We start from the raw sequence: 25,481 nt of genomic DNA, 5'->3' as shown, positions 1-25,481 counted from the left end.
GTGACGGCAATCCCGGACCCCAGCACGGGGGCATGGACACCGGCACGGGTCGTCGTGAATGAATGGAAAACGGGGCCGACGGTCGTTTCCCCGCGAAGTCCGCGGCCATTCCCGTGAACAGAAAGGAACGAACATGCTGGTGGACACCAGAAACGATGTGACGGAAACGCCTCCGGGCCGGGTCCCGGGCCACGCCGAGCTCGTGGCGCGGGCGGCCGGTCTGCGGGCGGACCTCTGGGCGGACGCCGCGGAGAGCGAGCGCACGCGCCGCCTCACCGGACGGGTCGTCTCGGGGATCACCGAGGCGGGCCTGACGAGGCTCATGACGCCGCGGCGGCTGGGCGGCTACCAGACGAGCATCCGGACGTTGCTGGACGTGACCGCCGAGCTGGGACGCGGCTGCTGTTCCGCGGGCTGGGTGACCGGTGTCCTGAACGCGGGGAACTTCGTCGTGTCGCTGTTCCCGGAGACCGCCCAGGACGAGGTGTGGGGCACGAACCCGGACGCCCGGACCGCCCTGGTGCTGGGGATGCCCGCCAGGGGCGTGACGGAGACAGACGGCGGTGTCCTGGTCACCGGCCGGTGGGCCTACGCCTCCGGGTGCCGGCACGCCGACTGGATCGGGGTGCTCATCGCCGTGGGCGGCGGGTCGGGCGGGCCCGTCGTGCACTTCGCGCTGATGCGGATGGACGAGGTGTCGGTCGAAGACACCTGGCACTTCGCCGGCATGCGCGGGACCGGCAGCGACACCGTGGTCGCCGACCGGGTCTTCGTCCCCCGGCACCGCCTGCTGCCGTACCTGCCGGTCCTCAACGGCGAGACGGACGGGGTGGTCGACCCGAGCCACCACTACCGCAACAGCCTGACCGGCCTGTTCTCGATCGGCCTGATCGGGTCGCTCGTCGGCGGCGCGGAGGAGGCGTTCCGCTACGTCCAGGAGAAGGCGCCGACCCGTCCCGCGGCCGGTTCCACGTACGCGAACCAGGCGGAGTCGCCGACCCTCCAGCTCGACCTGGCCGCCGCCGCCACGAAGGTCGACTCCGCGAGGATGCTCGCGATGGGCATCACCGACAGGATCGACCGGTTCGCCGCGGCGGGTGAGAACCCGGACCTGGTGACCCGGGCCCGTGCCCGCATGGACTCGACCCAGACCGGCCAGCTCTGCCGCGAGGCGGTGGACCTGCTGCTCACCGCCTACGGTTCGTCGGCGTTCAACGAGGCCAACCCGCTCCAGCGGATCTGGCGCGACGTCAACGTCGGCAGCCGGCACGCGGGTTTCGGCATGGGCATCCCGCAGCAGGTCTACGGCCGCGCGCTGGTCGGCGGGGACCCGCGGGAGATCAGCCTCCTGGTGTGACCCGCGAAGCGCTCACCGGAATCCCCGGCGGCCGCGGAGCGCGGCGAAGCCCGCAGAAGCAGCCGCGGAGCGCGGCGAAGCCCGCAGAACGAGCACGTCTTCCCCTGAGAGGGTTCCCGATGGCCGGTATACCGCCGATCGACTCCTACCCGCTGCCGGACAGCCAGGCCCTGCCCGAGAACCTGGCGCGGTGGACCCCGCGTCCGGAGCGCGCGGTGCTCCTCGTCCACGACATGCAGCGTTACTTCCTCAACGTCCTGCCCGAACCGTTGCGCGGCACGCTGGTGCGCAACACGGCCCGGCTGCGCCGGCGCTGCGCGGCCCTGGGCGTGCCGGTGGCCTACACCGCGCAGCCCGGCGGGATGACGGACCGGCAGCGTGGGCTGCTCAAGGACTTCTGGGGGGCCGGGATGCGGACCGAGCCGGCCGACCGCGAGGTCGTGCCGGAGCTCACGCCCGCCCCGGGCGACCGGGTGTTCACCAAGTGGCGCTACAGCGCCTTCTTCGGCTCCGACCTGCTCGGATGGATGCGCGGAGCCGGGCGGGACCAGCTCGTCGTGTGCGGCGTCTACGCGCACGTCGGGGTGCTGGCCACCGCGCTGGAGGCGTTCACCAACGACATCCAGCCGTTCCTGGCGGCCGACGCGCTGGGCGACTTCTCCGCGACCCACCACCGGTTCGCGCTGGACTACGTGGCGCAACGCTGCGGGGTGGTCGTCTCCTCCGGGGAGGTGTTCGCGTGAGCGCCCCGGCCGTGGAAACCGGCCGCGACCTGCTCGGCCGGGTCCTGGCCCTGGAGACGCCCGCCTTCGCGCTGCTCCACCGCCCGCAGAGCGGCTCGCCCGACGCCGTCGACGTCCTGGCGGGAGAGGTGACGTCACCGGCCTCGCTGGCCGGCATCCCCCTGCCCGCGGCACCTCCCGGCCCCGGAGCGGCCCACGAGGTGCTGGTGGTCGTGCCGTACCGGCAGATCGCCGAGCGGGGCTTCACCACGCACGACGACGGCACGCCGCTGGTGGCGATGACGGTCGCCGAGCAGGCGAGCACGTCCCTGCCCGAGCTGGCGAGCCGGGTGCCGGACGTGCCGGCGCGGTTGAGCGACGGCCACTTCGACGTGGCGGACGACCGGTACGCCGAGACCGTCCGCCGGGTCGTCACCGACGAGATCGGAACCGGGACCGGCTCCAACTTCGTGATCAAACGCTCCTTCGTGGCCGACGTCGGCGACTACTCGCCGCGCACCGCGGTGTCGCTCTTCCGCCGCCTGCTGGAGCACGAGCAGGGTGCGTACTGGACCTTCGTCATCCACACCGGCCGGCGGACCCTCGTCGGCGCCACCCCGGAGCGGCACATCTCGCTCAGCGGTGCCACCGCCGTGATGAACCCGATCAGCGGCACCTACCGGTACCCGGCCACCGGGCCCACCCTGCGGGGCATCACCGAGTTCCTCGCCGACCGCAAGGAGACCGACGAGCTCTACATGGTCCTCGACGAGGAGCTCAAGATGATGGCGCGGATCTGCGACACCGGAGGCCGGGTCGTCGGGCCGTACCTGAAGGAGATGGCTCGCCTCGCCCACACCGAGTACCTCATCGAGGGCCGGACCGGGCGGGACGTGCGCGAGATCCTGCGCGAGACGATGTTCGCCCCGACCGTCACCGGCAGCCCGCTGGAGAGCGCGGCCCGTGTCGTGCGGCGCTACGAGCCGCAGGGGCGTGGCTACTACGGCGGCGTCGCCGCGCTGATCGGCCGGGACGCGGACGGGCAACGCACCCTCGACTCCGCCATCCTCATCCGCACGGCCGACATCGACCCGGGCGGCCGCCTGCGCCTGGGCGTCGGCGCCACGCTGGTGCGGCACTCCGACCCGGCGTCGGAGGTCGCCGAGACCCACGCGAAGGCGTCCGGGGTGCTGAGCGCGCTGGAGGCGGGCACCGCCCCCTTCGGGGTGCACCCCGAGGTGCGCGCGGCCCTGGCACGGCGCAACACCGGTATCGCGGACTTCTGGCTGCGTGACGGCACCGCCCGCCGGGCGGAGGTCGCCGAGCTGGCCGGGCTGCGGGCCCTGGTCGTGGACGCGGAGGACACCTTCACCGCGATGATCGGCCAGCAGTTGCGCGCGCTGGGCCTGTCGGTGACGACACGGCGTTTCGACGAGCTCTACGACTTCGACGGGCACGACCTGGTCGTGCTGGGGCCCGGCCCCGGCGACCCGCGCGCGACCGGCGACCCCCGGATCGCGCACCTGCGGTCGGCGGTGGACACCCTGCTCGCGGAGGACCGCCCCTTCGTGGCCGTCTGCCTCAGCCACCAGGTGCTCAGCCTGCGGCTCGGACTCGACCTGGTCCGCAGGCGGGTGCCCAACCAGGGGGTGCAGCGGGAGATCGGCCTGTTCGACGGCCGTGAGCGGGTGGGCTTCTACAACACGTACGCCGCGCGCAGCGACGAGGACGAACTGGACGTCGGTGGGATCGGCGTGGTGGACGTCAGCCGCGACCCGGAGACGTGCGAGGTGCACGCCCTGCGGGGGCCGTTCTTCGCCTCCATGCAGTTCCACGCCGAGTCGGTGCTGACCGTCGACGGCCCCCGCATCACCGCCGAGGCCATCCGGGGGGTGCTGGGCCGATGAGAGTGGACATCGCCTGGTGGGACCTGGACGGGTCGCCGCAGACCGTGGACTCCCTGCGGGAGCACCTGCGGGACGGGGCCGCCGAACCGTGGGCCGGGGTGCCCGGCCTGGTGCTGAAACTCTGGGTGGCCGACCGCCGGCGCAACCGGTGGGGTGCGGTGATGCTCTGGGAGGCGGACCGTCCCGCGGACGGGACGCTGCCGCCCAACCGCGCGGCCGAGCTGATCGGCGGGGCACCCGCGCACCGGCTGAGGTTCGACGTCGAGGCCACCGTCGAGGGCGTCCACTCGCTCGCCGCCCTGCACGGCCTCGGCCCCGCCCTCGCCCCTGAGTCCCCCGAAGCATCTCGAAGCCCCTGAAGCACGCCGGGCTCCCGCCAAGCCCTCCTGTCCCGAAGTCCTCTCGACCCGAAGTCCCTCCGAAGCCGCTGAAGTCCCCCGAAGCCCACGTTCCGAATCCGCCGCCGACCTCTCCGGGAGTTCCGCCCATGCACGAGTACCTGGTCGTGGACGCCTTCGCCCGCAAACCGCTCGAAGGCAACCCCGTGGCCGTCTTCTTCGACGCCGCCGACCTGACCGCCGGTCTGATGCAGCGCGTCGCCCGGGAGATGAACCTCTCCGAGGTCACCTTCGTCCTGCCGGCCGAGCGCGGCGGCGACGCCCGGATACGGATCTTCACCCCGGTCAACGAGCTGCCGTTCGCCGGGCACCCGATGCTCGGCACCGCCGTGGCGCTCGGCCTGGCCGCCAAGCGGACGCGCCTGCGGCTGGAGACCGCCATGGGGGTCATCCCGTGCGCGCTGGCCTTCGAGGACGGGGACGGCTCCGTGGCGGTCCGCATGCGGCAGCCGGTCCCCGAGTGGGGGCCGTACGAGCACGGCGCGGAGCTGCTGGCGGCGCTCGGCGTCGAGTCCTCCACGACCCCGGTCGAGGTCTACCGCAACGGCCCCCGCCATGTCTTCGTGGGGCTGGAGAGCGTGACGGCGCTGTCGGCCCTCCAGCCGGACCACCGCGCGCTGTCCCGCTTCCCCGACATGGCCGCCAACTGTTTCGCGGGCGAGGGCACGCGCTGGCGCACCCGGATGTTCTCCCCCGCCTACGGCGTGGTGGAGGACGCGGCGACCGGGTCGGCCGCCGGGCCGCTCGCCGTGCATCTGGCCCGGCACGGCCACGCCGGCTACGGCCAGGACATCGAGATCCTCCAGGGGGTCGAGATGGGCCGGCCGTCGCTCATGCTCGCCACCGCCGACGGGTCGAAAGACCGCGTCGGGCCGGTACACGTCGGGGGCCACGGCGTCGTCGCCGCCCGCGGCACCATCTACGTCTAGGGAGACGACGTGAACACCAGCAGGTTCGAAACCCTCACCGCCGAGACCGACCTCGGCTTTCCCGAGTACGAGACGCCGCCGCCGGAGCCCACGGACCTCATCCGGCGCTGGCTCGCCGAGGCGGCCGACCACGGTGTCCGCGAACCGCGCTCCCTGGCGCTGGCCACCGCGGACGCGCTCGGCCACGCCTCCAACCGCATCGTCACCTTCACCGGGTTCAGCCGGCGCGGCCTGGTCTTCACCAGCCACCGCGGCAGCCGGAAGGGCCGGGAACTGGCCGCCACCGGCTGGGCGTCCGGGCTGTTCTACTGGCGGGAGACGGGCCGGCAGCTGATCCTCTCCGGGCCGGTGACGCGGCTCGGCGACGCCGAGTCGGACGCGCTCTGGGCGGCCCGCGCGGCCCCGCTGCACCCCATGTCGGCCGCCTCGCGGCAGAGCGAGCCGCTGACCGACGTGCCGGCGCTGCGTGAGGAGGCCCGCCGCCTCGCGGAGACCGGCGGGCCCCTGCCTCGCCCCGACCGGTTCGCCGGCTACCTGCTGTCCCCGGCCGACGTCGAGTTCTGGTCCGCCGACCCGGACCGCCTGCACCGCCGGCTGCGCTACAGCCGCCGTCCCGGAGGGTGGTGCGCGACCCGCCTGCAACCCTGACCTCCGCGTCCCCGGCAGAGAGTGACGATGTCATGGAGCCCACGATCCTCACGAGCACGATGGCCCACGTGCCCGGCCCGGTGACGGTGGTGACCACCGTCGACGCCTCCGGGAGACGCTGGGGGTTCACCGCCAGCTCGTTCAGCTCCGTCTCCCTGGAGCCGCCCCTCGTCCTGGTCTGCCTCGGCAGGCGGGCCAGCACCCACACCGCCTTCACCGGCGTGCGCCACTTCCTGGTCAACGTGCTGGCGCACGGGCAGGTGGGCGTCGCGCGCCGCTTCGCCACCTCCGGGATCGACCGTTTCGCGGCGGGTGACATGGAGTCGTGCGAACTCGGCCTGCCCGGCCTGCCGGTCGCGTGCGTGCGGGTCGCCTGCTCCACGCACTCCGTCGTCGACGCCGGCGACCACAGCATCCTCATCGGCCGGGTCGAGGAGACCCACGTGAGCGGCCGGATTCCGCTGGTCTACTACAACCGGTCCTTCTCCCGGCCGGTGCCCGCCCGCGCCGCGGACGACCAGCGGCTGAGCGCACTGCACCTCGCCGGCTGGTGAGCCCCGGGGAGCGCGCAGCGGGCACCGCGAGCCCCGGGGCACGCACCGCCGGTACCACGAGCCGCCGGAGCACGCATCGCGAGCCACCGGGGCACGCACCGCGGGCACCGCGGCGGGAACCCCCGCCGTCCGGCCCGCCCGGGACGGACCCGGAGGTCATCCGGCCCACTCGGGAGAGACCCGGAGGTCATCCGGCCCACTCGGGAGAGACCCGGAGGTCATCCGACCCACTCGGGAGAGACCCGGAGGTCATCCGACCCGCCCGGGAGAGACCCGGGAAACGAACCGACACATCAGCCACCCAACCCGTAAGGGGAGCGCCATGAACTCCGTGAGCACGGACGGCGTCCGCCGCCCGGAAACCGGGCGAGGACCCTCCCGGACACTCGTCGAGATCTTCGCCGGCACCGTCGCGGAACACGCCGGGGACACCGCGTTGACCGCCGACGGGGACTCCTTCTCCTACCGGCGGCTCGACGACTGGTCACGCGCGGTCGGCGCGGAGCTGCGCTCGCACGGCGTGCGGCGGGGCGACCGGGTCGCCCTGCGGATGCCGCCGGGGGCCGAGGCCGTCGCGGCGATCCTGGGAATCCTGAAGGCCGGCGCGGCCTACGTGCCCCTGGACGTGCACAACCCGCCGTCCCGCAACCGGTTCGTCGTCGGGGACAGCGGGGTCACCGCGTTCGTCGGCGACCCGGACGGCTGCCTCCCCGGCGACGCCTCCCGGAGCACGCTCCGGGAGGCCGACGACGGCACCGTCCGGGGCACCGCCGGCGACGTCCTCCCCGACGCCGCCCGCCCCACCGCCCCAGGGGCCGCCGGCATCCCCGTCATCGGGCGGGAGCGGGTGGCGACGCTGCGGGACGCGCCGGTCGCGGCACCCGCGGGCTCCGACCGCGCGGACCCCCCGCCGGGCCCCGACGACACCGCGTACGTCATCTACACCTCCGGCACCACCGGCAGGCCGAAGGGCGTGCCGATCCACCACGGCGCGGTGGCGGCGCTGCTCGCGGCCGCGGCGCAGAGGTTCTCCTTCTCCGCCGCCGACCGGTGGCTGCTGTTCCACTCCGTCGCCTTCGACGTCTCCGTCTGGGAGATGTGGGGTGCGTTCTCCACCGGGGGCCGGCTGGTGGTGCTGCCGCACTGGACCGCCCGATCCCCGGAGGGCTGCCTGCGGGTCATCGCGGAGATGGGCATATCGGTCCTCAACCAGACCCCCACCGCCTTCGGGTCGCTCGCGGCGGCAGCGCTCCGTGAGAACGCGGACCTGCCCAGCCTGCGCTACGTCGTCTTCGCCGGTGAGAAGCTCCTGCCGGGCAAGATCCGCCCCTGGGCCGAACGGTTCGGGCTGGCGCGGCCGACCCTGGTCAACATGTACGGGATCACCGAGACCACCGTGCACTCCACCTTCCACGAGGTGACCGGAGCCGACCTGGAGGGGGACGTGTCGGTCGTCGGCCGTCCACTGCCCGGGTTCGCCCACCGGGTGATCACCTCCGACGGCCGGGACGCCGAGCCCGGGGAGCAGGGGGTGCTGTGGCTGGCCGGACCGCAGGTCAGCAGGGGCTACCTGAACCGGCCGGAGCTCGACGCCGAACGCTTCGCCGACATGCCGGCGCCCGGTGGCGGCCCCGACCTGCGCTACTACCGCTCCGGTGACCTGGTGAGCCCCACCGCCGGCGGCGACCTGGTCTACCACGGGCGTGAGGACCTCCAGGTGAAGCTCCGCGGGTACCGCATCGAACTGAGCGACATCGAGACGGCGGTGCAGTCCCACGACCTGGTCGCCGACGCGGTGGTGTGGGTGCGCGAGTTCCAGCCCGGCGACGAGCGCCTGGTGTGCGCCTACGTGCCGGCCGGCCCGACAGCCGGCACGACAGCCGGCGCGGGCACCGGAGCGGAGGCCGGTACGGGGACCGCGGTCGACGCGCGGGTGTTGCGCGACCACGTCAAGAACCTGTTGCCGTCCTACATGCGGCCCGCCGGCTACCGGCCCCTGCCACAGCTGCCCCGGACCGTCAACGGAAAAGTCAACCGGGACGAGGTCGCCCGGAAGTGGGAGGAAGGAAAGGAGAACGGCAGATGAGCAGAACGCGGACCACCGGCCCGGTGGCGGAGGTGCAGCGGCTGACCGTCGAGTGGACGGCCCGGGTTCTCGGAGAGCCCGAGGTGTCGCCACGGGACAACTTCCTGGACCTGGGCGGCCACTCCATCCTCGCCCTGCGTCTGTGCAGGTACGCCAAGGAGCGGCTGGGCGCCGAGTACGACCTGATGGTCCTCTTCGAGGAGGACCTCGCCTCGGCCGCCGCGGAGCTGGCGTCCCGGGTCCCCGGGGAGCCGATCGAAAAGGAGTGATCATGGCCGGTCCCATCGTGGATCTCGGAATCTCAAGCTTCGGCTTCGCCTACGGCGAGGACCGGGACGTGGCGTCCGCCGCGGGCGACTACGTCGCCAACCCCGAACGGGTGATCAACTGGGGTTTCCGCACCTTCCACCGCGCGGCCGACGACGTACAGGCGACCGACCTGGCGGCCGAGGCGGCGCGGCAGGCCCTGGACCGCGCCGGTGTGAGCGCCGACGCGCTGGACCTGGTCGTGCTCGCCACCTCCGACATGCCGGAGTACTCCTACTGGGACGGCGCCGCGGCCCTCGCCCGCGAGCTGAAGATCGAACGCACCCAGACCCTTCTGCTCAACGAGGGATGCGGAGGCGGCGTGCACGGGCTGTACTACGTGGCCTCGACCCTGGCGACGCAGCCGGACGCCGACACGGCGCTGCTCGTGGCCGTGAACAGGGTCAGCGAGTTCCACCGCAACCGGATGAACACCATCAACGCGGTGCTGAGCGACGCGGCCGTCGCCGTCGTCCTGCGGCGGGACCACCCGGCCAACCGCTGGCTGGCGACCGAGCAGTTCACCGAACCCGAGCACTGCGACCTGCTCCGCGTCGACTTCGGCGGCGCCGTCAACCCGGTGCCGCCGCAGGGCTGGTCGACCGTCGACGCTCCCGGCGGGCACGAGCGGATACGCGAGCAGTTCGGCGGTGACCCCCGTACGCTCCGCCGGTTCCTGGAGACCCGCTACGAACGCCTCCTGGAGGTGATCGACGGCGCCTGCGGGCGGGCGGGCCTCGGCCGGGACGACATCACCCACCTCATCTACCTCAACGACAGTGCCACGAGCATCGCCGCCGTCGCGGAGCCGCTGGGCATCCCCCTGGCGCGCACCAACGCCGACCTCGCGCCGGACCACGGCCACATGGGCGCCGCGGACCAGCTGGTCTCGCTGGGGGTGCGGCTGGAGAACGGCGACGTGGCACCCGGCGACGTGGTGGCGCTGTGCGGCATCTCGACCGGCCGCTGGTGCGCCACGTTGATCCGGGCGTAGCGGAACGCCCGGCGGACCCGCGTGCCGTGGCCGGCACTCCCCCCTCGGGTCCCCGATCCGCCGGGCATCCGCGTGCCCCACCCCTCCGGCCCGTCCCCGGGCCCCGACATCCCTCCGGCCCGTCCCCGGGCCCCGACGAAACGCGGAGGCATCGTGCTGCCGGCTGTCCCCGAAGTCCTCAACCTTCCCTTCGACGCGCCTCTCGACCCGGACGAGTTCGTCCGGGCCGCGATGGAGTGGCACTTCAACCCGGAGACCGGTTCCCCCTACTGGCTGGAACGGGCCCCGACCCTGGGGTTCGACCCGCGCGCGGACGTCAGGTCCCACCGGGACCTGGCGCTCTTCCCCAACGTGGCGGCGGAGCTGCGGGACGTCCGGGTGGAGGACCTGATCCCCCGGGGGTACGGCCCCCGCCCCGACGTGGTCGGCGTCTTCGAGAGCGGCGGCACCACCGGCGCACCCAAGCGGGTCGTGCTCCTGCGCGACTGGCTGGACCGGATGCTCGCGTGGAGCAACGCGAACCTGGACGCGCACGGGTTCGGCAGAGGAGCGAACTGGCTGGGGATCGTGCCCACCGGGCCGCACATCGTGGGCGAGTTCTTCCGCGGGTCCGCGACCACGCACGGCACCCACGGCTTCACGATCGACCTGGACCCGCGCTGGGTGAAGAGACTGATCGCGCAGGGCCGCGGGCACGACGCCGACGCGTACGCCGAGCACCTCGTCGACCAGGCCGAGTGCGTCCTGCGCTCGCAGGACATCGGCGTGCTCACCATCACCCCGTCCCTGCTGGAACGGGTGGCCCGGCGGGACGACCTGGTGAAACTGGTCAACGAGAAGGTGCGGGCCATCAGGTGGGGCGGCACCCGGCTCGACCCGGACTCCCGGCAGATCTACCGGACCGAGGTGTTCCCCGGAACCGTCCTGTGCGGCAACTACGGAAGCACCATGATCCTCGGGATGGCCGGCGAGCGGCCCGGCCTGCCGCCGGAGGGCCCCTGCGTCTTCGACGCCCCTGGCCCGCACGTGACGTTCTCGGTCGTCGACCCGCAGACCCTCCGGCCGGTGGGGTACGGCGAGCGCGGCCGGGTGCTGGTGAACCACATCAGCGCGTCGTTCCTGCTCCCGAACAACCTGGAACGCGACCTGGCGACCCGGATCGAACCGCCCGCGGGACGGGTCGGCGACTCCGTCGCGGACATCGCCCCGGTCGCGACGTTCGAGAACGAGACCGTCATCGAGGGGGTCTACTGATGACCCGGCCACCCGGCGGCCTGCTCCCCCTCGACGCCCTCGGGGCGAAGGGCCCGTACCGCTCGCAGAACCGCCTGACCGTCGCGGACGTGACCGGCGAGGGCGTGGCCGAACTGAGCCTCGTCCCACCGCTGTTCGTCGGACGCACCGTCACCGCCCTGCGCGAGGCGTCCCCTCCCCCGCCGGACGAGCGGGCCGCCCTGCTCACGCGCGCGGCCCGGCTCTTCGCGACCGCCGAACTCGGCGGCCAGTCGGCCGAGGACTACCGGCACGCGGTCAGCCGGGTGGGGGGCGTGCCGATCTCGGTCGTCCGGACGGCGGCGGAGTCCGTCGCGGCCCGCCTGTCCAGGGTGTACGAGAGCGTCCAGCAGGCGCGGCCCACCGGCACCGTGAACGACTGGCGCGACCCGCTCACCCGGACCGGCCGCGGCGTGTGGCTGCGCCGGGGCGAGGTGTTCGCCGTGCACGCGGCGGGCAACCACCCCGGCACCCACAGCCTCTGGCCGGAGGCGCTCGCCATGGGCTACCGTGTCGCGGTCCGCCCGTCCCGCCGCGACCCCTTCACCCCGCACCGGATCGTCACGGCCCTGCGCGCCGCCGGGTTCGGCGACGACCAGGTGGCGCTGCTGCCCACCGACCACGACCGGGCGGACGCCCTGCTCCGCGACGCCGACCTGGGCCTGGTGTACGGCGGCGAGGACGTGGTCCGCAAGTACGCCGGCGACCCGGCGGTGCTGCTGCAGGGGCCCGGCCGGTCGAAGATGCTGCTGACCGCCGACGTCGACTGGCGCGACCACCTGGACACGATCGCCGACTCGGTGAGCGGGCACGGGGGCACCGGATGCGTGAACACCACGGCGGTCTTCGTGCAGGGCGACCCGGCGCCGCTCTGCGCGGCGCTGGCCGAGCGGCTCGCGGGGCTGGTCGGGCTCCCCCCGCAGGAGGAGAAGGCGGTCCTGCCGGTGCTCCCGGCCGCCGCCGCACGCGCCGTCGAGGCGCACCTGCTCCACAGGGCGGCCGGCACCAGGCCGTGGCTGGGCGGTGACGGCGTCGTCGACGAACTGGGGGACGGCAGCGCCGCGCTGCGGCCCGCCGTCCACCAGCTCGACCGGCCGGACGCCCCGCAGGCGGGCGTCGAGCTGCCCTTCCCCTGCGTGTGGGTGGCGCCCTGGACTCCCCGGGACGGGATCGCGCCACTGCGGAACAGCCTCGTGCTCACCGCGGTCACCCACGACGACCGGCTGCTCGACCGGCTGGTCACGGAGCCGACCATCGGCAACGTCTACACCGGCGACCACCGCACCTACGAGATGCGGCCCGGACTCCCGCACGACGGGTACCTCGCCGAGTTCCTGATGCGCAGCAAGTCCGTCATCCGCGACTGACACCTCCCGAAGGAGAGAAGGATGAACCACGAGAACGCCCCCGGCGGCCGGGTCGTCGTCGACAACCTCCCCGCGAGCGGCCTGACCACGGCCGGCGGTCCCCGCGCCGCGACCGGCGAGATCGAGGACGTCCTGGCCGGGCACGACCAGGTCGCCCAGGCCGTCGTCGTCCCCTGGCCCCGCGCGGGCGAGGGCACCGGCCCGCCGGCGGCCGGTGACGGCACCCGGCTGGTCGCCTACGTCGTCCCGACCCCGGACGCCGCCGGCGGTGAGGCGCTCGCCGACGCGCAGGTCGACGAGTGGCAGCAGATCTACGACCGTCTCTACGGGGCGTCGCCCAGCACCGCGCTGGGGGACAACTTCGCCGGCTGGAACAGCAGCTACGACCGCCGTCCCATCGACCTGGACGAGATGCGTAAGTGGCGGTCCGCGACCGTCGAACGCGTCCTGGAGCTCGGCCCGCGGCGCGTCCTGGAGATCGGCGCCGGCAGCGGGCTGCTGCTCTCCCGGATCGCACCCGAATGCGAGAGCTACTGGGCCACCGACCTGTCCCCCGTCGCCGTGGACGACCTCGCCCGCCACGTCGGGGACGATCCCCGGCTCGCCGGCCGGGTCACCCTCCGTGCCCAGGGTGCCGACCGTGTCGACGGGCTTCCCGCCGGATACTTCGACACCGTCGTCGTCAACTCGGTCGTCCAGCTCTTCCCCGGCCCCCGCTACCTCGCCACCGTCATCGACCGGGCCCTCACCCTGCTGGCCCCCGGCGGCGCGCTCTTCCTCGGCGACATCCGCGACCTCAGGACCGTGGAGTACCTCCGCGCCGCCGTCGCGTTGCACCGCGACGACGGCGCCGACGCCGACGCGGTCGTCCGCGCCGCGCGCAGGAGCCGGGCCCGCGAGGAGGAACTCCTCGTCCACCCCGGCTACTTCACCGCCCTGGCCGACGCCCACCCGGCCGTCGCCGGGATCGACATCCAGCTCAAACGGGGCGACTACCACAACGAGCTCTCCCGGCACCGCTACGACGTCGTCCTGCACAAGGCCCCCGCCGCCGTCGAGGACGTCTCCGGCTGCCGCACCCTCGGCTGGGGCACGGAGGTGAAGGACATCGCCGACCTGGCCGGCCGACTGGCCGCGACCACGCCGCCGGTCCGGGTCACGGGCATCCCGAACGCCCGCCTCACCGGCGAGACGGCCGCCTGGCGGGCCCTCGCCGAGGGCGACGCCGCACGGGCCCGGCGGCTCCTCACCCGGCCCGCCGGCGACGCCGCCGACGCGCGAACCCCTGACCCGCACGCCGTCACCTCGCAGGCCGCCGGCTCACACACTCCCGGTCCGCACGCCGCCGGCCCGCACGCCCTCGACCCGCACGCCCTCACCGACGTCGCCGCGCGGACCGGCCTGCACGTCTCCCTCGTCCCCGACCTCGACCGCCCCGACCGTTTCGAGGCCGTCTTCACCCGGCCCCACCGCACCCGTACCGCGCTCACCGGCACCTGCCGCCCGGCGTCCGCCGCCCCACGCGACCTCACCGAGATCCCTGCCGTCACGCACCGCGCCGACGCCCTCACCGCACGCCTGCGGGCCTGGCTGGACGACCGTCTGCCCGCGCACCTGGTGCCCGCCGCCGTGGTCACCCTCGACGCGCTGCCCCGGCGGCCCGACGGCACGGTGGACCGGGGGTCGCTCCCGGAACCCGGCCCCGCGGACCCGGCCGCACGCCGTCCCCCCACGCCGCCGGGGCCCCGCACGGAAGCTGACCGCACGCCGTACCCACCCGCCGCCGTACCCCCGCACGCCGTACCCCCCGCCGCCGAAGCCCCGTACCGGAGCTGACCTCGGGCGACGGGCACCGAACCGATCAGATGACCACCACAGGAGAGGTGAGACAACCATGGCGCACGACATCGCATCCCCCCGCGTCCAGACCTCCGACGCGCAGGTGCGCGACCGCAACCGCGCCGTCGTCGAGCGGTACATGAACACCCGGGGCCAGGACCGTCTCAGGCGGCACCTGCTCTTCACCGAGGACGGGATCGGCGGCCTGTGGACCACGGACAGCGGCGAACCGATCGTCATCCGCGGCCGGGACCGGCTGGGCGAGCACGCCGTGTGGTCGCTGAGGTGCTTCCCGGACTGGGTCTGGACCAACGTCGAGATCTTCGACACCCAGGATCCCGACCGGTTCTGGGTCGAGTGCGACGGCGAAGGAAAGATCGTCTACGAGGGGTATCCGGAGGGTCACTACCGCAACCACTTCATCCACTCGTTCCTGTTCGAGAACGGGCGGATCAAGCAGCAGCGCGAGTTCATGAACCCCTGCCGGCAGTTCCGGGCCCTGGGCATCGACGTGCCGGAGATCAGGAGGGAGGGCATCCCCACGTGACATGCCCCCGTGCCCGCCGCGTCCGGCGCGTCAAACGCACCCGGTGCGTCCAGTGCACCCGACGCGTCCGGCGCAGCCGATACGCCTCGCACGCACGGCACGCACGGCACGCCCCGCGCGCACGACGCGCCTGGTGTATCCGCCGCGTCCGGCGCGCGGGGTTCCGGCCGACATTCCGCTCACCCTCCCAGAAGGACCCGTCGTGACACATTCCGTTCTGGACGTTCAACAAGCCGAGGCCCTCCAGCAACCCGAATGGAGCGACCCGTCGCAGGTCAGGCTCGTCCGGGAGATCCTCGGCTCCCGTCCCCCGCTGGTCGGGGCGGACGACGTGGACGCGCTCCGCTCCCTCCTCGCCCGGGTCGCCGCGGGCGAGGCCCACGTGGTGCAGGCCGGAGACTGCGCCGAGTCACCGCAGGAGTGCACCCCGCAGCACGTCCGGCGCAAGTCGGCCGTGCTGCACCTGCTGGCCGCCACCCTGAAGACGGCCACCCACGGGCCGGTGCTGCGCGTCGGACGCATGGCCGGCCAGTTCGCCAAGCCCCGCTCGAACCCGACGGAACGGGTCGGCGACCTGACGCTGCCCGCCTACCGGGGCCACATGGTCAACAGCCCGGACCCCGACCCGGAGAGCCGGCGCCCGGACCCGCTGCGCATCCTCACCGCCTACATGGCGGCGAGCGACATCGTGAAGCACCTCGGGTGGCACGCGCCGACCCCCCGGGTCTGGCCCGACGTCGAACCCCTGGTGTGGACCAGCCACGAGGCGCTGCTCCTGGACTACGAGATACCGATGATCCGCGAGTGCGGGGACGGCCGGCGCTGGCTCGCCTCCACCCACTGGCCGTGGATCGGGGAACGCACCCGCCGGCTGGACGGCGCCCACGTCGAACTGCTCGCCGGCCTCGCCAACCCGGTCGCCTGCAAGGTCGGCCCGGCGATGGGCACGGATGAGATCACCGCCCTGTGCGAGCGGCTCGACCCCCTGCGTGAGCCGGGCCGCCTCACCCTCATCGCGCGTATGGGAGCCGGCGCCGTCGGCGACCGGCTGCCCTCCCTGGTGGCACGGGTGCGCGCCGCGGGGCATCCGGTGATCTGGCTGTGCGACCCGATGCACGGCAACACCGTCGTCGCCCCCGACGGCAGGAAGACCCGCCTGGTGGACACCATGACCCGGGAGGTGCACGGCTTCCGGGACGCGGTGGCCGCGGGCGGCGGGGTGGCCGGCGGACTGCACCTGGAGACCACACCGGACCCGGTGACCGAGTGCGTCGCGGACGCCTCCGCCCTCGGCCTCGTCGGCGACCGGCACACCACCCTCTGCGACCCACGGCTCACCGCCCGGCAGGCCATCTCCCTGGTCGCCGCCTGGTCCCGGCCCGGCCCCCGGGGGCCGGCCCGCTGACACGGGCCGACCCCGACACCGGCCGCCCCACCGGCGCCGAACAACCCGCCGGCGCCGAACAACCCGCCGACACCGGCCAAGCCACCGCCACCGGCCGACCCGCCGACACCGGGCGGCCCGGAGGTCCACCACCCGACACCGACCATCTGGAGGACGAGTATGTCCCGTCGTCTGTTCACCTCGGAATCGGTGACCGAGGGCCATCCCGACAAGATCGCCGACCAGATCAGCGACACGATCGTCGACGCCCTCCTCCGTCAGGACCCGGACGCCCGGGTCGCCGTGGAGACCCTCGTCACGACGGGCCTGGTGCACGTCGCCGGGGAGGTCACCACCAGCGGTTACGCGGACATCGCGGCCCTGGCGCGCGACAAGATCCTCGAAATCGGCTACGACTCCTCCAGGAAGGGCTTCGACGGGGCCTCGTGCGGGGTGTCGGTGTCCATCGGCGCGCAGTCCCCCGACATCGCCCAGGGGGTGGACGCCGCCTACGAGGCCAGGATCGAGGGTGACCCGGACGAACTGAACCGGCAGGGTGCGGGCGACCAGGGCCTGATGTTCGGCTACGCCTGCGACGAGACCCGCGAGCTGATGCCGTTGCCGATCACCCTGGCCCACCGGCTCGCGCACCGGCTGTCGGCGGTGCGCAAGGACGGGCCCATCCCCTGCCTGCGGCCGGACGGCAAGACGCAGGTCACCGTCGAGTACGACGGCGACAGGGCGGTGCGGCTGGACACCGTGGTGGTCTCCTCCCAGCACGCCTCGGGTGTCGACCCGGTCTCTCAGCTGACCCCCGACATCCGCGAGTTCGTCGTCGAACCGGAACTGCGGGCGCTCGCCGAGGACGGCGTGAAGCTGGAGACCGACGGCTACCGGCTGCTGGTCAACCCCACCGGGCGGTTCGAGGTCGGCGGCCCGATGGGCGACGCCGGCCTGACCGGACGAAAGATCATCATCGACACCTACGGCGGCATGGCCCGCCACGGCGGCGGCGCCTTCTCCGGCAAGGACCCGTCCAAGGTGGACCGCTCGGCGGCCTACGCCATGCGCTGGGTGGCCAAGAACGTGGTCGCGGCGGGCCTGGCCGCACGCTGCGAGATCCAGGTGGCGTACGCAATTGGCAGGGCCGAACCGGTCGGCCTGTTCCTGGAGACCTTCGGCACCCACACCGTGGCGCCGGAGTCGATCGGCGAGGCCGTCGGCGCCGTGTTCGACCTGCGTCCGGCCGCGATCATCCGTGATCTGGACCTGTTACGGCCGATCTACGCGCAGACCGCGGCCTACGGGCACTTCGGCCGGGAGCTGCCGGATTTCACCTGGGAGCGCACCGACCGCGCCGACGCCCTGCGCGCCGCCGCGGGTGGATGATCGGCCTCTCCCCTCAGCCGCCGAACACGTCGCGTCTGCGGAACGGGGCCGCGGCGAAGCGGGCCGCCACCTTGGCCGGAGTGAGCCAGCGGACGTGGGCCCCGTTGCGGGCATGGGTGACCACCCGTTCGGCCAGCCAGGGGGTGACGGTCTCGACGCGGTCGGCCAGGATGTCGAAGACCTTCCTGGCCCGCTCCATCTCCCCGGGGTCGTAGCCGAGGGTCAGCAGGTCGGTGACCACCATGCCGGGACTGAGCAGGCCGGCCGACACCCCGGGGGGCACCTCCTTGACCAGGGAACGGGTGAGGAAGGTCAACGCCCGTTTGGTCGCGCCGTAGACGCTGAGCCCGGGGACCGTACGGCCGTCGCTGCCGAGGCCCTCCATGTTCCACAGGTGACCGCCGCCCTGGGCCGCCATGCCGGCCAGCGCGACCGCGGAGCCGTTGAGAGCACCGAGGAGGTTCACCGCCACGACCGAACGGGCCTCCTCCTCGGGGAGCCGCCACAGCGGAGCGCGGGTGTGGGAGACGCCGGCGTTGTTGACCCAGATGTCGACCCGGCCGTAACGGTCCGCTGCGGCGTCCCACAGCGTCTGGAGCTGAGCGCGGTCGGTGACGTCGGCGACCAGTGCCAGCACGTCGAGCCCGGCGGCGGCCTCCCGCACGGTGTCGGCCCGGCTGCCGCACAGCGCCACCCGGTGGCCCCGTGCCAGCAGGGAGCGGACCAGGCCGAGGCCGATGCCCCGGGAACCGCCGGTCACCACGATCGTCTTCATCCGTCCGTCCTCTTCTCCGGCGTTCCCCGCGACGTACCGCCCTTCCGGCTCACGACCTGCCACCGGGGATTGTTCAGCAGGCTGAGCGATTGAACGAAAATCAGCATACTGAACCGGACTCGCCGGTTTCGGGGCCGCCTCCGCGGACACCGGTCTGTATGGTCGGAATGGGGAAAACGATCATCTGCCGGTGACCCGAGGAGGTCGCATGCACGACATGTCGGCACCACCCCTGCACATGCGGAGGGACGGGTTCGGGCCCGCTCCGGAGCTCTCCGCGCTGCGGGACGACGAGGGAGTCGCCCGGATCACCACTGTCTTCGGCACCGAGGCCTGGCTGGTGACCAGGTTCGAGGACGTCCGCACGGTGCTGAGTCACCCGGAGCTGTACAGCAACGCTCTGGTGCCCCCGTTCCGGCCGCCGGGTGCACCGCCGGCCGGCGAGGAGGAGGTCGCCGAGGTTCGCGCGGGCAACCTGCTCGGCTCCGACCCGCCCGAGCACACCCGGCTGCGCCGGATGCTCACCCCGGAGTTCACCGTCCGGCGGATGCGCCGGTTGGAACCCCGGATCCGGGAGATCGTCGACGGCCACCTGGACGCCATGGAGCGTGGCGGCCCGCCCGCCGACCTGGTCGCGGACTTCGCCCTGCCGGTCCCGTCCCTGGTGATCTGCGAGCTGCTGGGCGTGCCGTACGGCGACCGGGAGGGTTTCCAGCGGACCTCCAGGCGGATGCTCGACGTCGCCCTGCCGCTGGAGGAGCGTGCGGCGGCGGGGTCGGAGGCCCGCGCGTACATCACCGGCCTGATCCGCACCGTCCGCGAGAACCCCGGCGAGGACCTGTTCGGGATGCTCGTACGCGAGCACGGCGACGACCTCACCACCGCCGAACTCGCCGGCATCGGCAGCCTGCTGCTGCTCGCCGGACACGAGACCACGGCCAACATGCTGTCCCTGGGCACGCTCGCGCTGCTGCGCCACCCGGACCAGCTCAAGCTGCTCCGCGACGAGCCGGAGCGGATCGACGCCGCCGTCGAGGAGCTGATGCGCTGGCTGAGCATCGTGCACTCCGGGATGGCGAAGGTCACCACCGCCGAGGTGCGGCTCGGCGATCGGACCATCGGCCCCGGCGAGGTCGTGCTCTGCTCTCTCCCCGCCGCCAACCGCGACCCCGCGCTCGTCCCGGACCCCGACCAACTGGACATCAGACGAGGCGCCATCGGGCACGTCGCGTTCGGGCACGGCGTCCACCACTGCCTCGGTGCCCCCCTGGCCCGGTTGGAGATGCGGATCGCGTTCCCGGCCCTGCTCCGGCGGTTCCCCGGTCTACGGCTCGCCGGCGACCCCGTGTACCGCTCCTTCAACGTCGTGTACGGCCTGTCCGCGATGCCGGTGGCGTGGTGAGCGGCCCGGGGGCCGGGACGCCGCGGATCCGCGCCGACCGGGAGGTCTGCATCGGCGCCGGCCTCTGCGTCATGACGGCCGAGGACGTGTTCGACCAGGACGACGACGGCCTGGTCGTGCTGCTGGAACCGGATCCGCCGCCCGCCGCCCGGGAGCGGGTGCGCCAGGCGGTCCGCAACTGCCCCTCCGGCGCGCTCTCCCTCGTCGAGGAGTGACCCTCCGGACGCCCTTTCCTCGCCGACGGGTCATCGAACAGATGAACCAATGTGTGCCATGCTGGAGCGGTGCCTGATTTCCACCGAGTCCTCGACCTCGCGACGGAGCTGCCGGGAGTCGAGCAGTCGGAGTCGTGGGGCACCCCGTCGTTGAAGGTCGGCGGCAGGATGTTCCTCCGCCGGCACGAGGATCCCGAGCTCGTCGCCGTCAAGGTCGCCCCGGACGAACGGGCCGCGCTCACCGCGGAGCGGCCCGACGTCTTCCTCGTCACGCCTCACTACGAGAGATATTCGTACATGCTGGTCAAGACCGCGGCGCTGGCCGACGACGAGCTCCGCGAGCTGATCACCGAGGCGTGGCGGATGACCGCGCCGAAGCGGCTGCTGAGGTCCCTGGACGAGACCCGCGCCACCTGACCCGTCAGGGCGTGCACACGGGGCAGGTTCCCCATACGTCCCCACATGTATCCGTATGTCCAGGTGAGCTCCGGCGGACTACGCGATCTTCGTCGGCCACCCGACATCGGGTGGCCAAACTGTCGGACCCTCCTGCCAACATCACCTGAGTCCGAGCGGCCCGGGACCCCCGGCGGCCGCCGCCGCGACGCCCCGCGTCCGTCCCGCCACCGGGAGAACCGGCGCGCCAGACCCGAGGAGGAACACCGTGGAAACCGACGAGAGCGACCTGCCGGAGGTGGGTGCCCCGGCGCGGCGCGCGCTGACCGGCGCCGGTCACACCCGTCTGGAGCGGCTCGCCGACGTCACCGAGGCCGAGTTGCTCGCCCTGCACGGCGTGGGGCCGAAGGCGGTGGGCATTCTCCGCGAGGCCCTTTCCCGCCGCGGCCTGTCCTTCCGCGGCGCATGACGGCGCCGACGGTGGCGCGATCGCCACTGACACCCCATGACACTGAATTTCCGGACGATTCGCCGGTCGTCCGCGGAGGTGCCGCCGGATCGACCGGCGCCGGCGGGCCGCTGAAGACTGGAGGGCGACGATCGTGAACGCGGAGGCACCCGCGTGGGAGCGGTGCAGCGTGACGCGCGTGACACCCCCCGTCCAGCCGCGCAAGCTGGCGAAGGTCCCCTTCGTCGAGCTGGCGGACGGCCGGTTGCAGGGGGTGGTGTCGAGCGGTTCGGACATCGACCGGGTGTACGTCTCGTCGATCACCGCCGGCACCCACGGTTACAACTGCAGCACCAACAACAACCGGCCGTGCGGCGGGCTGCGCGGCGCGCCGTGCAAGCACCTGCAGACGCTCGCCGAGGAGGCCGTGGTGCAGTACGGCGCCGACCGCGTCGCCCGCTACCTGCGGATCGAGGCCGGTGACGACGTGTCGTCCGGCGCCGACCTGATGCGCCGGCTGCGCGGCGGGCACGAGCCCACGCCGGCCGCGGTCGTGTTCAGCCGCTTCCTGCGCCACCTGACCTACCTGGAACTGCCCGGCACCGCGGCGCCCGTCGCCGAGATGCACTGGTTCCCCGCCGTGAGGGCGGTCCGCTGATGCTCGGGGTGCAGCTCACCGAGCTGCTCGACGGCATGCCGGCGGGTGTCGAGGAGGCTCTCGACCTGGTGGCGGGTTTCGACGACGCCCTGACGCACGGGTTCGCCCGGCTCGGCGAGGAGCGCGGCACGGCGCTCGCCGCCCTGGCGGGTTCCGTGGCGGCCACGCCGCTCGGCGAACGGGTGCGCGAGGCGTCCGGGAAGGTCGCCGCCGGATCGGTCTCGGACGAACACCTGGCGGCGCTGGCCGGGGCACGCACCGCCCTGTTCGGCGCGGTGCACGACGCCCTGCTCGCCCGCTTCGACACCGCGCTCGGGCGGGCGAGGGCCCCGTGGGAGGAGCCGCCGGAGGCGGCGGCGCCCGCGGCGGAGAACCTGCTCGGCGGGTGCCGGTCGTGGCTGCTCGAACTGGCGGTCACCGGCTGGCGGGGCGTCGACCACGACCTGGTCTCCGCCGCGGACCAGACGGTCGAGGCACTGCTGGCCGAGCCGGGCCTGCGCCGCCTGGCGGTGCTGCTCGACGGCCTGGCCGCCGAGCTGCGGGCGTCCAGCCCGGTCGCGACGATGGAACGCCTGCCCGTCCGGCGGTGGGCCGACCTGTGGTCGCGCGCGCTGCTCCTGGCCCGCCCCGGCGGCCTGTCCGGCGCGGTCCCGTCCGCGGAGACCGTGTCGGGGCGGCTGCTGGTCCTCGGCGCCGACGTCCACGAGCACGGCACCGCGGTCCAGGTCCAGGTGCACGGCGTGCTGGAGCCCGCCGGCGGCGAGCCGCCCCGGCTGGTGCGCACCGCTGTCACCTCCGCGAAGGTGGACACCATCGTCGGCCCGGCGCTGTGGCGGCTGCTGGGCGGTCACCCCGTGCTGCTGACCGCGTTGGCCGAGCGCCGTGCCCTGGACGTCACCGACCTGCCCCTGCTGGGCGGCGGAGACCTGGTGTGGCACGACGACCGGGCCCGCGCGGGTGAGCCCGCCGACCCGTTCACCACCGCCCGGCTCCTGCTCGGCGGGGCTCTCGCCCCCGCCGTGCCGCCCCTGGAGCGCCATCCGGTGCGCATCGCCGAACCGGTGCTGGTGGAGGGCTACACCGCGACGGCCGGCGACGACGGCGCGACCGTCACGTTCGACCTGGGCGGCGGCACCCTCGCCGTGGACGTCGACCGCCTGCCGGCCTGCGGCCCGCTCACCCCCGAGCTGGTCGCCGCCTCCTCGGCGTGCCTCGGCCTGGTCCGCTGGGACGGCGGCCGGTGGACGCTGCAGCCCCTGGCGGTCCAGGCGACGGTCAAGCGTAAGACGGTCGCGGCGCACACCGGAGACTGGGCGTTGGGTCCCACGGATCCCAAGGTCGTGAAAGCCGAGGCCAAGGCCGGCGACGCGGTCGCCGTGCTGCGCGAGCGAGCCGGACGGTTGCTGAGACGATGAACGAATCCCCGATCGGCGCCGACGCCAACCGGCGCCAGGTGCTCTACTGGCGGCTGCTGTCGCGGCTGTTCGACGCCGACGAGCAGCCCGCCCTGGAGGCGGCGAGCGTGGCCGTCGTCGACGACCTCGGGCTGCCGGCCGCGCTGCTCGACCCGTCGGTGTCGGTGGACAACCTCGTGCAGCGCTTCCCGGAGCTGAGCGCCGAGCTGCGCGGCCTGATGGCGGCGGAGGGCCTGCCCTCGGGCGACGCCCCGCCCGGGGAGGCCGAGGTGCGCCGGGCGGCGCTGGTGTCGAAACTCCTGCTGAACGTGTTCGCCACGGGGTCGGGTGACGTCACCGCCACCGACCTGGCCCGGTGGAAGCAGGACGCCGGCTGGCTGGAGCAGGCGCTCGGGGCCGAGCCCGGCAGGCTGCACACCCAGCCCGGCGGAAGTGAACTGGCGGGTGTCCTGACCGGCCTGGAGGGCGACCTCGTCCGCCGCATGCGGCTGCGCGAGGTGCTGGCCGACCCGGCGCTGGCCAGGCAGCTGACACCCAGCATGTCCCTCATCGAGCAACTGCTGCGCGACAAGGCCAACCTGTCCGGGGTGGCCCTGGCCAACGCCAAGGCGCTGATCCGCAGGTTCGTCGACGAGGTCGCCGAGGTGTTGCGCACGCAGGTCGAGCAGACCAGCGTGGGCGCCGTCGACCGGTCGGTGCCGCCCAAGCGGGTGTTCCGCAACCTCGACCTCGACCGCACGATCTGGAAGAACCTCACCAACTGGAGCCCGGACGACCAGCGGCTCTACGTCGACCGGCTGTACTACCGGCACACCGCCAGGAAGACCACGCCGTCCCGGCTGATCGTGGTGGTCGACCAGTCGGGGTCGATGGTCGACTCGATGGTGAACTGCACCATCCTGGCGTCGATCTTCGCCGGGCTGCCCAAGGTGGACGTGCACCTGATCGCCTACGACACGCGGGCGCTCGACCTGACCCCGTGGGTGCACGACCCGTTCGAGGTGCTGCTGCGGACGAACCTCGGCGGCGGCAACGACGGCCCCGTGGCCATGGCCCTGGCCCGGCCGAAGATCACCGAACCGCGTAACACCGTGATGGTGTGGATCTCCGACTTCTACGAGTTCGACCGCTCCCAGCCCCTGTTCGACGGCATCCAGGCGGTGCACCGTTCGGGCGTGAGGTTCATCCCGGTCGGCTCGGTGAACAGCTCGGGGCACCAGAGCGTGAACCCGTGGTTCCGCCAGCGCTTCAAGGACCTGGGCACCCCCGTGATCTCAGGTCACATCCGCAAACTCGTGTTCGAGCTCAAGAGCTTCCTCACCTAGGAGATCCCGAGAATGACCGACGACATGCTCCGCGCTCCCGCCGAGGTCAAGTACGCCGACGAGCTCGACTGGCTGGAGTCCGTCGACGACGGCCCCAAGCCGTTCTCGTGGCGGCTGAGCCCGCGGATGGTGCGGCTGTTCGTGCTCGGCTCCGAACCCTCCGACGGGCTCGACCGGGAGATCCCGCAGAAGTGGTTCGGCGACCGCAGCTTCGTCGAGCGCAGCATCGTGACGCTGGCGTCCGACCGCGGCCTGCTGCTGATCGGCGACCCGGGCACCGGCAAGAGCTGGCTCGCGGAGCTGCTCGCGGCGGCCATCTGCCGCAACTCGACCCTCGTGGTCCAGGGCACGGCCGGCACCACCGAAGACCACATCAAGTACTCATGGAACGTCTCCATGGTGATCGCGAAGGGGCAGTCCCGCGAGTCGATGATCCCCTCCCCGATCATGACGGCGATGGAGCGGGGCGTGATCGGGCGCTTCGAGGAGCTGACCCGGTCGACCAGTGACGTGCAGGACGCCCTGATCTCCATCCTGTCCGAGAAGTACGTGTCGATCCCTGAGCTCGACGACGACAACATCGTGTTCGCCCAGCCCGGGTTCTCGATCATCGCCACGGCCAACAGCCGCGACCGGGGGGTGAACGACCTGTCGTCCGCCCTGAAGCGGCGGTTCAACTTCGTCCGGATCCCCGTGGTGACGAGCAAGCGCAGCGAGGCGGAGATCGTACGTTTCCGCACCACGGAGCTGCTGCGCCGGCACCGGATCGAGCTCGACGTGCCGCCCACGCTGCTGGACGTCCTGCTGCAGAGCTTCGCCGACCTACGGGCCGCGGCGTCGTCGGCCGCCAGTGACGACGAGAAGCTGGAGTCGGCGCTGTCCACGGCGGAGCAGATCGGCGTGCTGGAGGACGCGATCCTGCACAGCCACTTCTTCGGCGACCGCACGCTGCGGGCCCAGACCCTGGCAGGTTCGCTGGTGGGCTCGCTGGCCCGCCGCACCCCGGAGGACCTGGCCATCCTGAACAAGTACTGGCACGGCGTCGTCGAACCCCGCAGCAAGCGGGAGGGCGGGCCGTGGCAGGACTTCCTCGAAGGCGGTCGCCAGGCGATCGCCACGCTCTCTTGACGTCCTCCCCCCGCCTGCGG

General features: G+C 73.1%; 25 protein-coding genes. 24 read left to right on the top strand and 1 reads right to left on the bottom strand.

All coding sequences use genetic code 11. The features are described from left to right. The first annotated feature begins 133 nt into the window (after window positions 1–133). The 16 genes from F4562_RS24620 to metK all read left to right on the top strand — a co-directional run bounded on the left by F4562_RS24620 (window position 134) and on the right by metK (window position 17,699). Complete coding sequence (locus F4562_RS24620; RefSeq protein ID WP_184540930.1) at window positions 134–1,357, top strand: acyl-CoA dehydrogenase family protein; 1,224 nt, start codon at window positions 134–136, stop codon at window positions 1,355–1,357. A gap of 119 nt (window positions 1,358–1,476) precedes the next feature. After that, window positions 1,477–2,100 (top strand): isochorismatase family protein, encoded by a 624-nt coding sequence (locus F4562_RS24615; protein ID WP_184540931.1) that lies wholly within the window; start codon window positions 1,477–1,479, stop codon window positions 2,098–2,100. Continuing rightward, window positions 2,097–3,986 carry an anthranilate synthase family protein gene (locus tag F4562_RS24610; RefSeq protein WP_184540932.1) on the top strand — a complete coding sequence of 630 codons (1,890 nt, stop codon included), beginning with the start codon at window positions 2,097–2,099 and terminating at the stop codon, window positions 3,984–3,986. Before F4562_RS24615 ends, F4562_RS24610 begins: the two co-directional genes overlap by 4 nt. Then, complete coding sequence (locus F4562_RS24605) at window positions 3,983–4,345, top strand: hypothetical protein (protein WP_184540933.1); 363 nt, start codon at window positions 3,983–3,985, stop codon at window positions 4,343–4,345. The genes F4562_RS24610 and F4562_RS24605 overlap by 4 nt, the downstream gene beginning before the upstream one ends. A gap of 128 nt (window positions 4,346–4,473) precedes the next feature. Further along, window positions 4,474–5,313, top strand: a complete 840-nt coding sequence (locus tag F4562_RS24600) for a PhzF family protein (protein WP_184540934.1) — start codon at window positions 4,474–4,476, stop codon at window positions 5,311–5,313. 9 nt (window positions 5,314–5,322) lie between these two features. Then, window positions 5,323–5,961 (top strand): phenazine biosynthesis FMN-dependent oxidase PhzG, encoded by a 639-nt coding sequence (gene phzG / locus F4562_RS24595; protein WP_184540935.1) that lies wholly within the window; start codon window positions 5,323–5,325, stop codon window positions 5,959–5,961. A gap of 32 nt (window positions 5,962–5,993) precedes the next feature. Then, window positions 5,994–6,515: a flavin reductase family protein gene (locus F4562_RS24590; RefSeq protein ID WP_184540936.1), complete on the top strand. Its 522-nt coding sequence runs from the start codon at window positions 5,994–5,996 to the stop codon at window positions 6,513–6,515. Window positions 6,516–6,837: 322 nt separating this feature from the next. Further along, window positions 6,838–8,601: an amino acid adenylation domain-containing protein gene (locus tag F4562_RS24585; protein ID WP_184540937.1), complete on the top strand. Its 1,764-nt coding sequence runs from the start codon at window positions 6,838–6,840 to the stop codon at window positions 8,599–8,601. Further along, window positions 8,598–8,870 (top strand): phosphopantetheine-binding protein, encoded by a 273-nt coding sequence (locus F4562_RS24580; protein ID WP_184540938.1) that lies wholly within the window; start codon window positions 8,598–8,600, stop codon window positions 8,868–8,870. The genes F4562_RS24585 and F4562_RS24580 overlap by 4 nt, the downstream gene beginning before the upstream one ends. A gap of 2 nt (window positions 8,871–8,872) precedes the next feature. Further along, entirely contained in the window at window positions 8,873–9,901 is a 1,029-nt protein-coding gene (locus tag F4562_RS24575; RefSeq protein WP_184540939.1) for a 3-oxoacyl-ACP synthase III family protein, read from the top strand. A 153-nt stretch (window positions 9,902–10,054) separates the two neighbouring features. Next, a complete protein-coding gene (locus F4562_RS24570; RefSeq protein WP_311733944.1) occupies window positions 10,055–11,155 on the top strand; it encodes a phenazine antibiotic biosynthesis protein in 1,101 nt (366 codons plus the stop codon). Continuing rightward, window positions 11,155–12,540, top strand: coding sequence for an aldehyde dehydrogenase family protein (locus F4562_RS24565; protein WP_184540940.1), 1,386 nt, complete (start codon window positions 11,155–11,157; stop codon window positions 12,538–12,540). The genes F4562_RS24570 and F4562_RS24565 overlap by 1 nt, the downstream gene beginning before the upstream one ends. Before the next feature lie 21 nt (window positions 12,541–12,561). Further along, the gene (locus F4562_RS24560) at window positions 12,562–14,376 is read left to right on the top strand and encodes a methyltransferase (RefSeq protein ID WP_184540941.1); all 1,815 of its coding nucleotides are present in this window, start codon (window positions 12,562–12,564) and stop codon (window positions 14,374–14,376) included. Between the two features lie 58 nt (window positions 14,377–14,434). Further along, on the top strand, window positions 14,435–14,926 hold the full coding sequence (locus tag F4562_RS24555; protein WP_184540942.1) for a PhzA/PhzB family protein: 492 nt from the start codon (window positions 14,435–14,437) through the stop codon (window positions 14,924–14,926). A gap of 202 nt (window positions 14,927–15,128) precedes the next feature. Beyond that, the gene (locus tag F4562_RS24550; protein WP_184540943.1) at window positions 15,129–16,331 is read left to right on the top strand and encodes a 3-deoxy-7-phosphoheptulonate synthase; all 1,203 of its coding nucleotides are present in this window, start codon (window positions 15,129–15,131) and stop codon (window positions 16,329–16,331) included. Between the two features lie 159 nt (window positions 16,332–16,490). Continuing rightward, window positions 16,491–17,699: a methionine adenosyltransferase gene (gene metK, locus F4562_RS24545; protein ID WP_184540944.1), complete on the top strand. Its 1,209-nt coding sequence runs from the start codon at window positions 16,491–16,493 to the stop codon at window positions 17,697–17,699. A 13-nt stretch (window positions 17,700–17,712) separates the two neighbouring features. Here the strand turns inward: metK and F4562_RS24540 are convergent, their stop codons facing one another. Next, the gene (locus tag F4562_RS24540; RefSeq protein ID WP_184540945.1) at window positions 17,713–18,474 is read right to left on the bottom strand and encodes an SDR family oxidoreductase; all 762 of its coding nucleotides are present in this window, start codon (window positions 18,472–18,474) and stop codon (window positions 17,713–17,715) included. A 208-nt stretch (window positions 18,475–18,682) separates the two neighbouring features. Here F4562_RS24540 and F4562_RS24535 point away from each other — a divergent pair, with 208 nt between their 5' ends. The 8 genes from F4562_RS24535 to F4562_RS24500 all read left to right on the top strand — a co-directional run bounded on the left by F4562_RS24535 (window position 18,683) and on the right by F4562_RS24500 (window position 25,461). Further along, complete coding sequence (locus tag F4562_RS24535) at window positions 18,683–19,876, top strand: cytochrome P450 (RefSeq protein WP_184540946.1); 1,194 nt, start codon at window positions 18,683–18,685, stop codon at window positions 19,874–19,876. Further along, a complete protein-coding gene (locus F4562_RS24530; RefSeq protein WP_184540947.1) occupies window positions 19,873–20,091 on the top strand; it encodes a ferredoxin in 219 nt (72 codons plus the stop codon). The genes F4562_RS24535 and F4562_RS24530 overlap by 4 nt, the downstream gene beginning before the upstream one ends. A 69-nt stretch (window positions 20,092–20,160) precedes the next feature. Continuing rightward, window positions 20,161–20,508: an MmcQ/YjbR family DNA-binding protein gene (locus tag F4562_RS24525; RefSeq protein ID WP_184540948.1), complete on the top strand. Its 348-nt coding sequence runs from the start codon at window positions 20,161–20,163 to the stop codon at window positions 20,506–20,508. Between the two features lie 247 nt (window positions 20,509–20,755). Beyond that, a complete protein-coding gene (locus F4562_RS24520; protein WP_184540949.1) occupies window positions 20,756–20,956 on the top strand; it encodes a helix-hairpin-helix domain-containing protein in 201 nt (66 codons plus the stop codon). Between the two features lie 178 nt (window positions 20,957–21,134). Further along, window positions 21,135–21,593, top strand: coding sequence for a hypothetical protein (locus F4562_RS24515; RefSeq protein WP_311733945.1), 459 nt, complete (start codon window positions 21,135–21,137; stop codon window positions 21,591–21,593). Beyond that, the gene (locus F4562_RS24510) at window positions 21,593–23,008 is read left to right on the top strand and encodes a hypothetical protein (protein ID WP_184540951.1); all 1,416 of its coding nucleotides are present in this window, start codon (window positions 21,593–21,595) and stop codon (window positions 23,006–23,008) included. Before F4562_RS24515 ends, F4562_RS24510 begins: the two co-directional genes overlap by 1 nt. Continuing rightward, window positions 23,005–24,333: a VWA domain-containing protein gene (locus F4562_RS24505; protein ID WP_184540952.1), complete on the top strand. Its 1,329-nt coding sequence runs from the start codon at window positions 23,005–23,007 to the stop codon at window positions 24,331–24,333. Before F4562_RS24510 ends, F4562_RS24505 begins: the two co-directional genes overlap by 4 nt. A 12-nt stretch (window positions 24,334–24,345) precedes the next feature. Beyond that, entirely contained in the window at window positions 24,346–25,461 is a 1,116-nt protein-coding gene (locus F4562_RS24500; protein WP_184540953.1) for an ATP-binding protein, read from the top strand. Window positions 25,462–25,481 lie beyond the last annotated feature (20 nt).

Source organism: Streptosporangium becharense (assembly GCF_014204985.1).
Classification (GTDB): domain Bacteria; phylum Actinomycetota; class Actinomycetes; order Streptosporangiales; family Streptosporangiaceae; genus Streptosporangium; species Streptosporangium becharense.
Note: the sequence above shows the minus strand (reverse complement) of the source record. Positions and strands in the feature narration are given on the sequence as shown.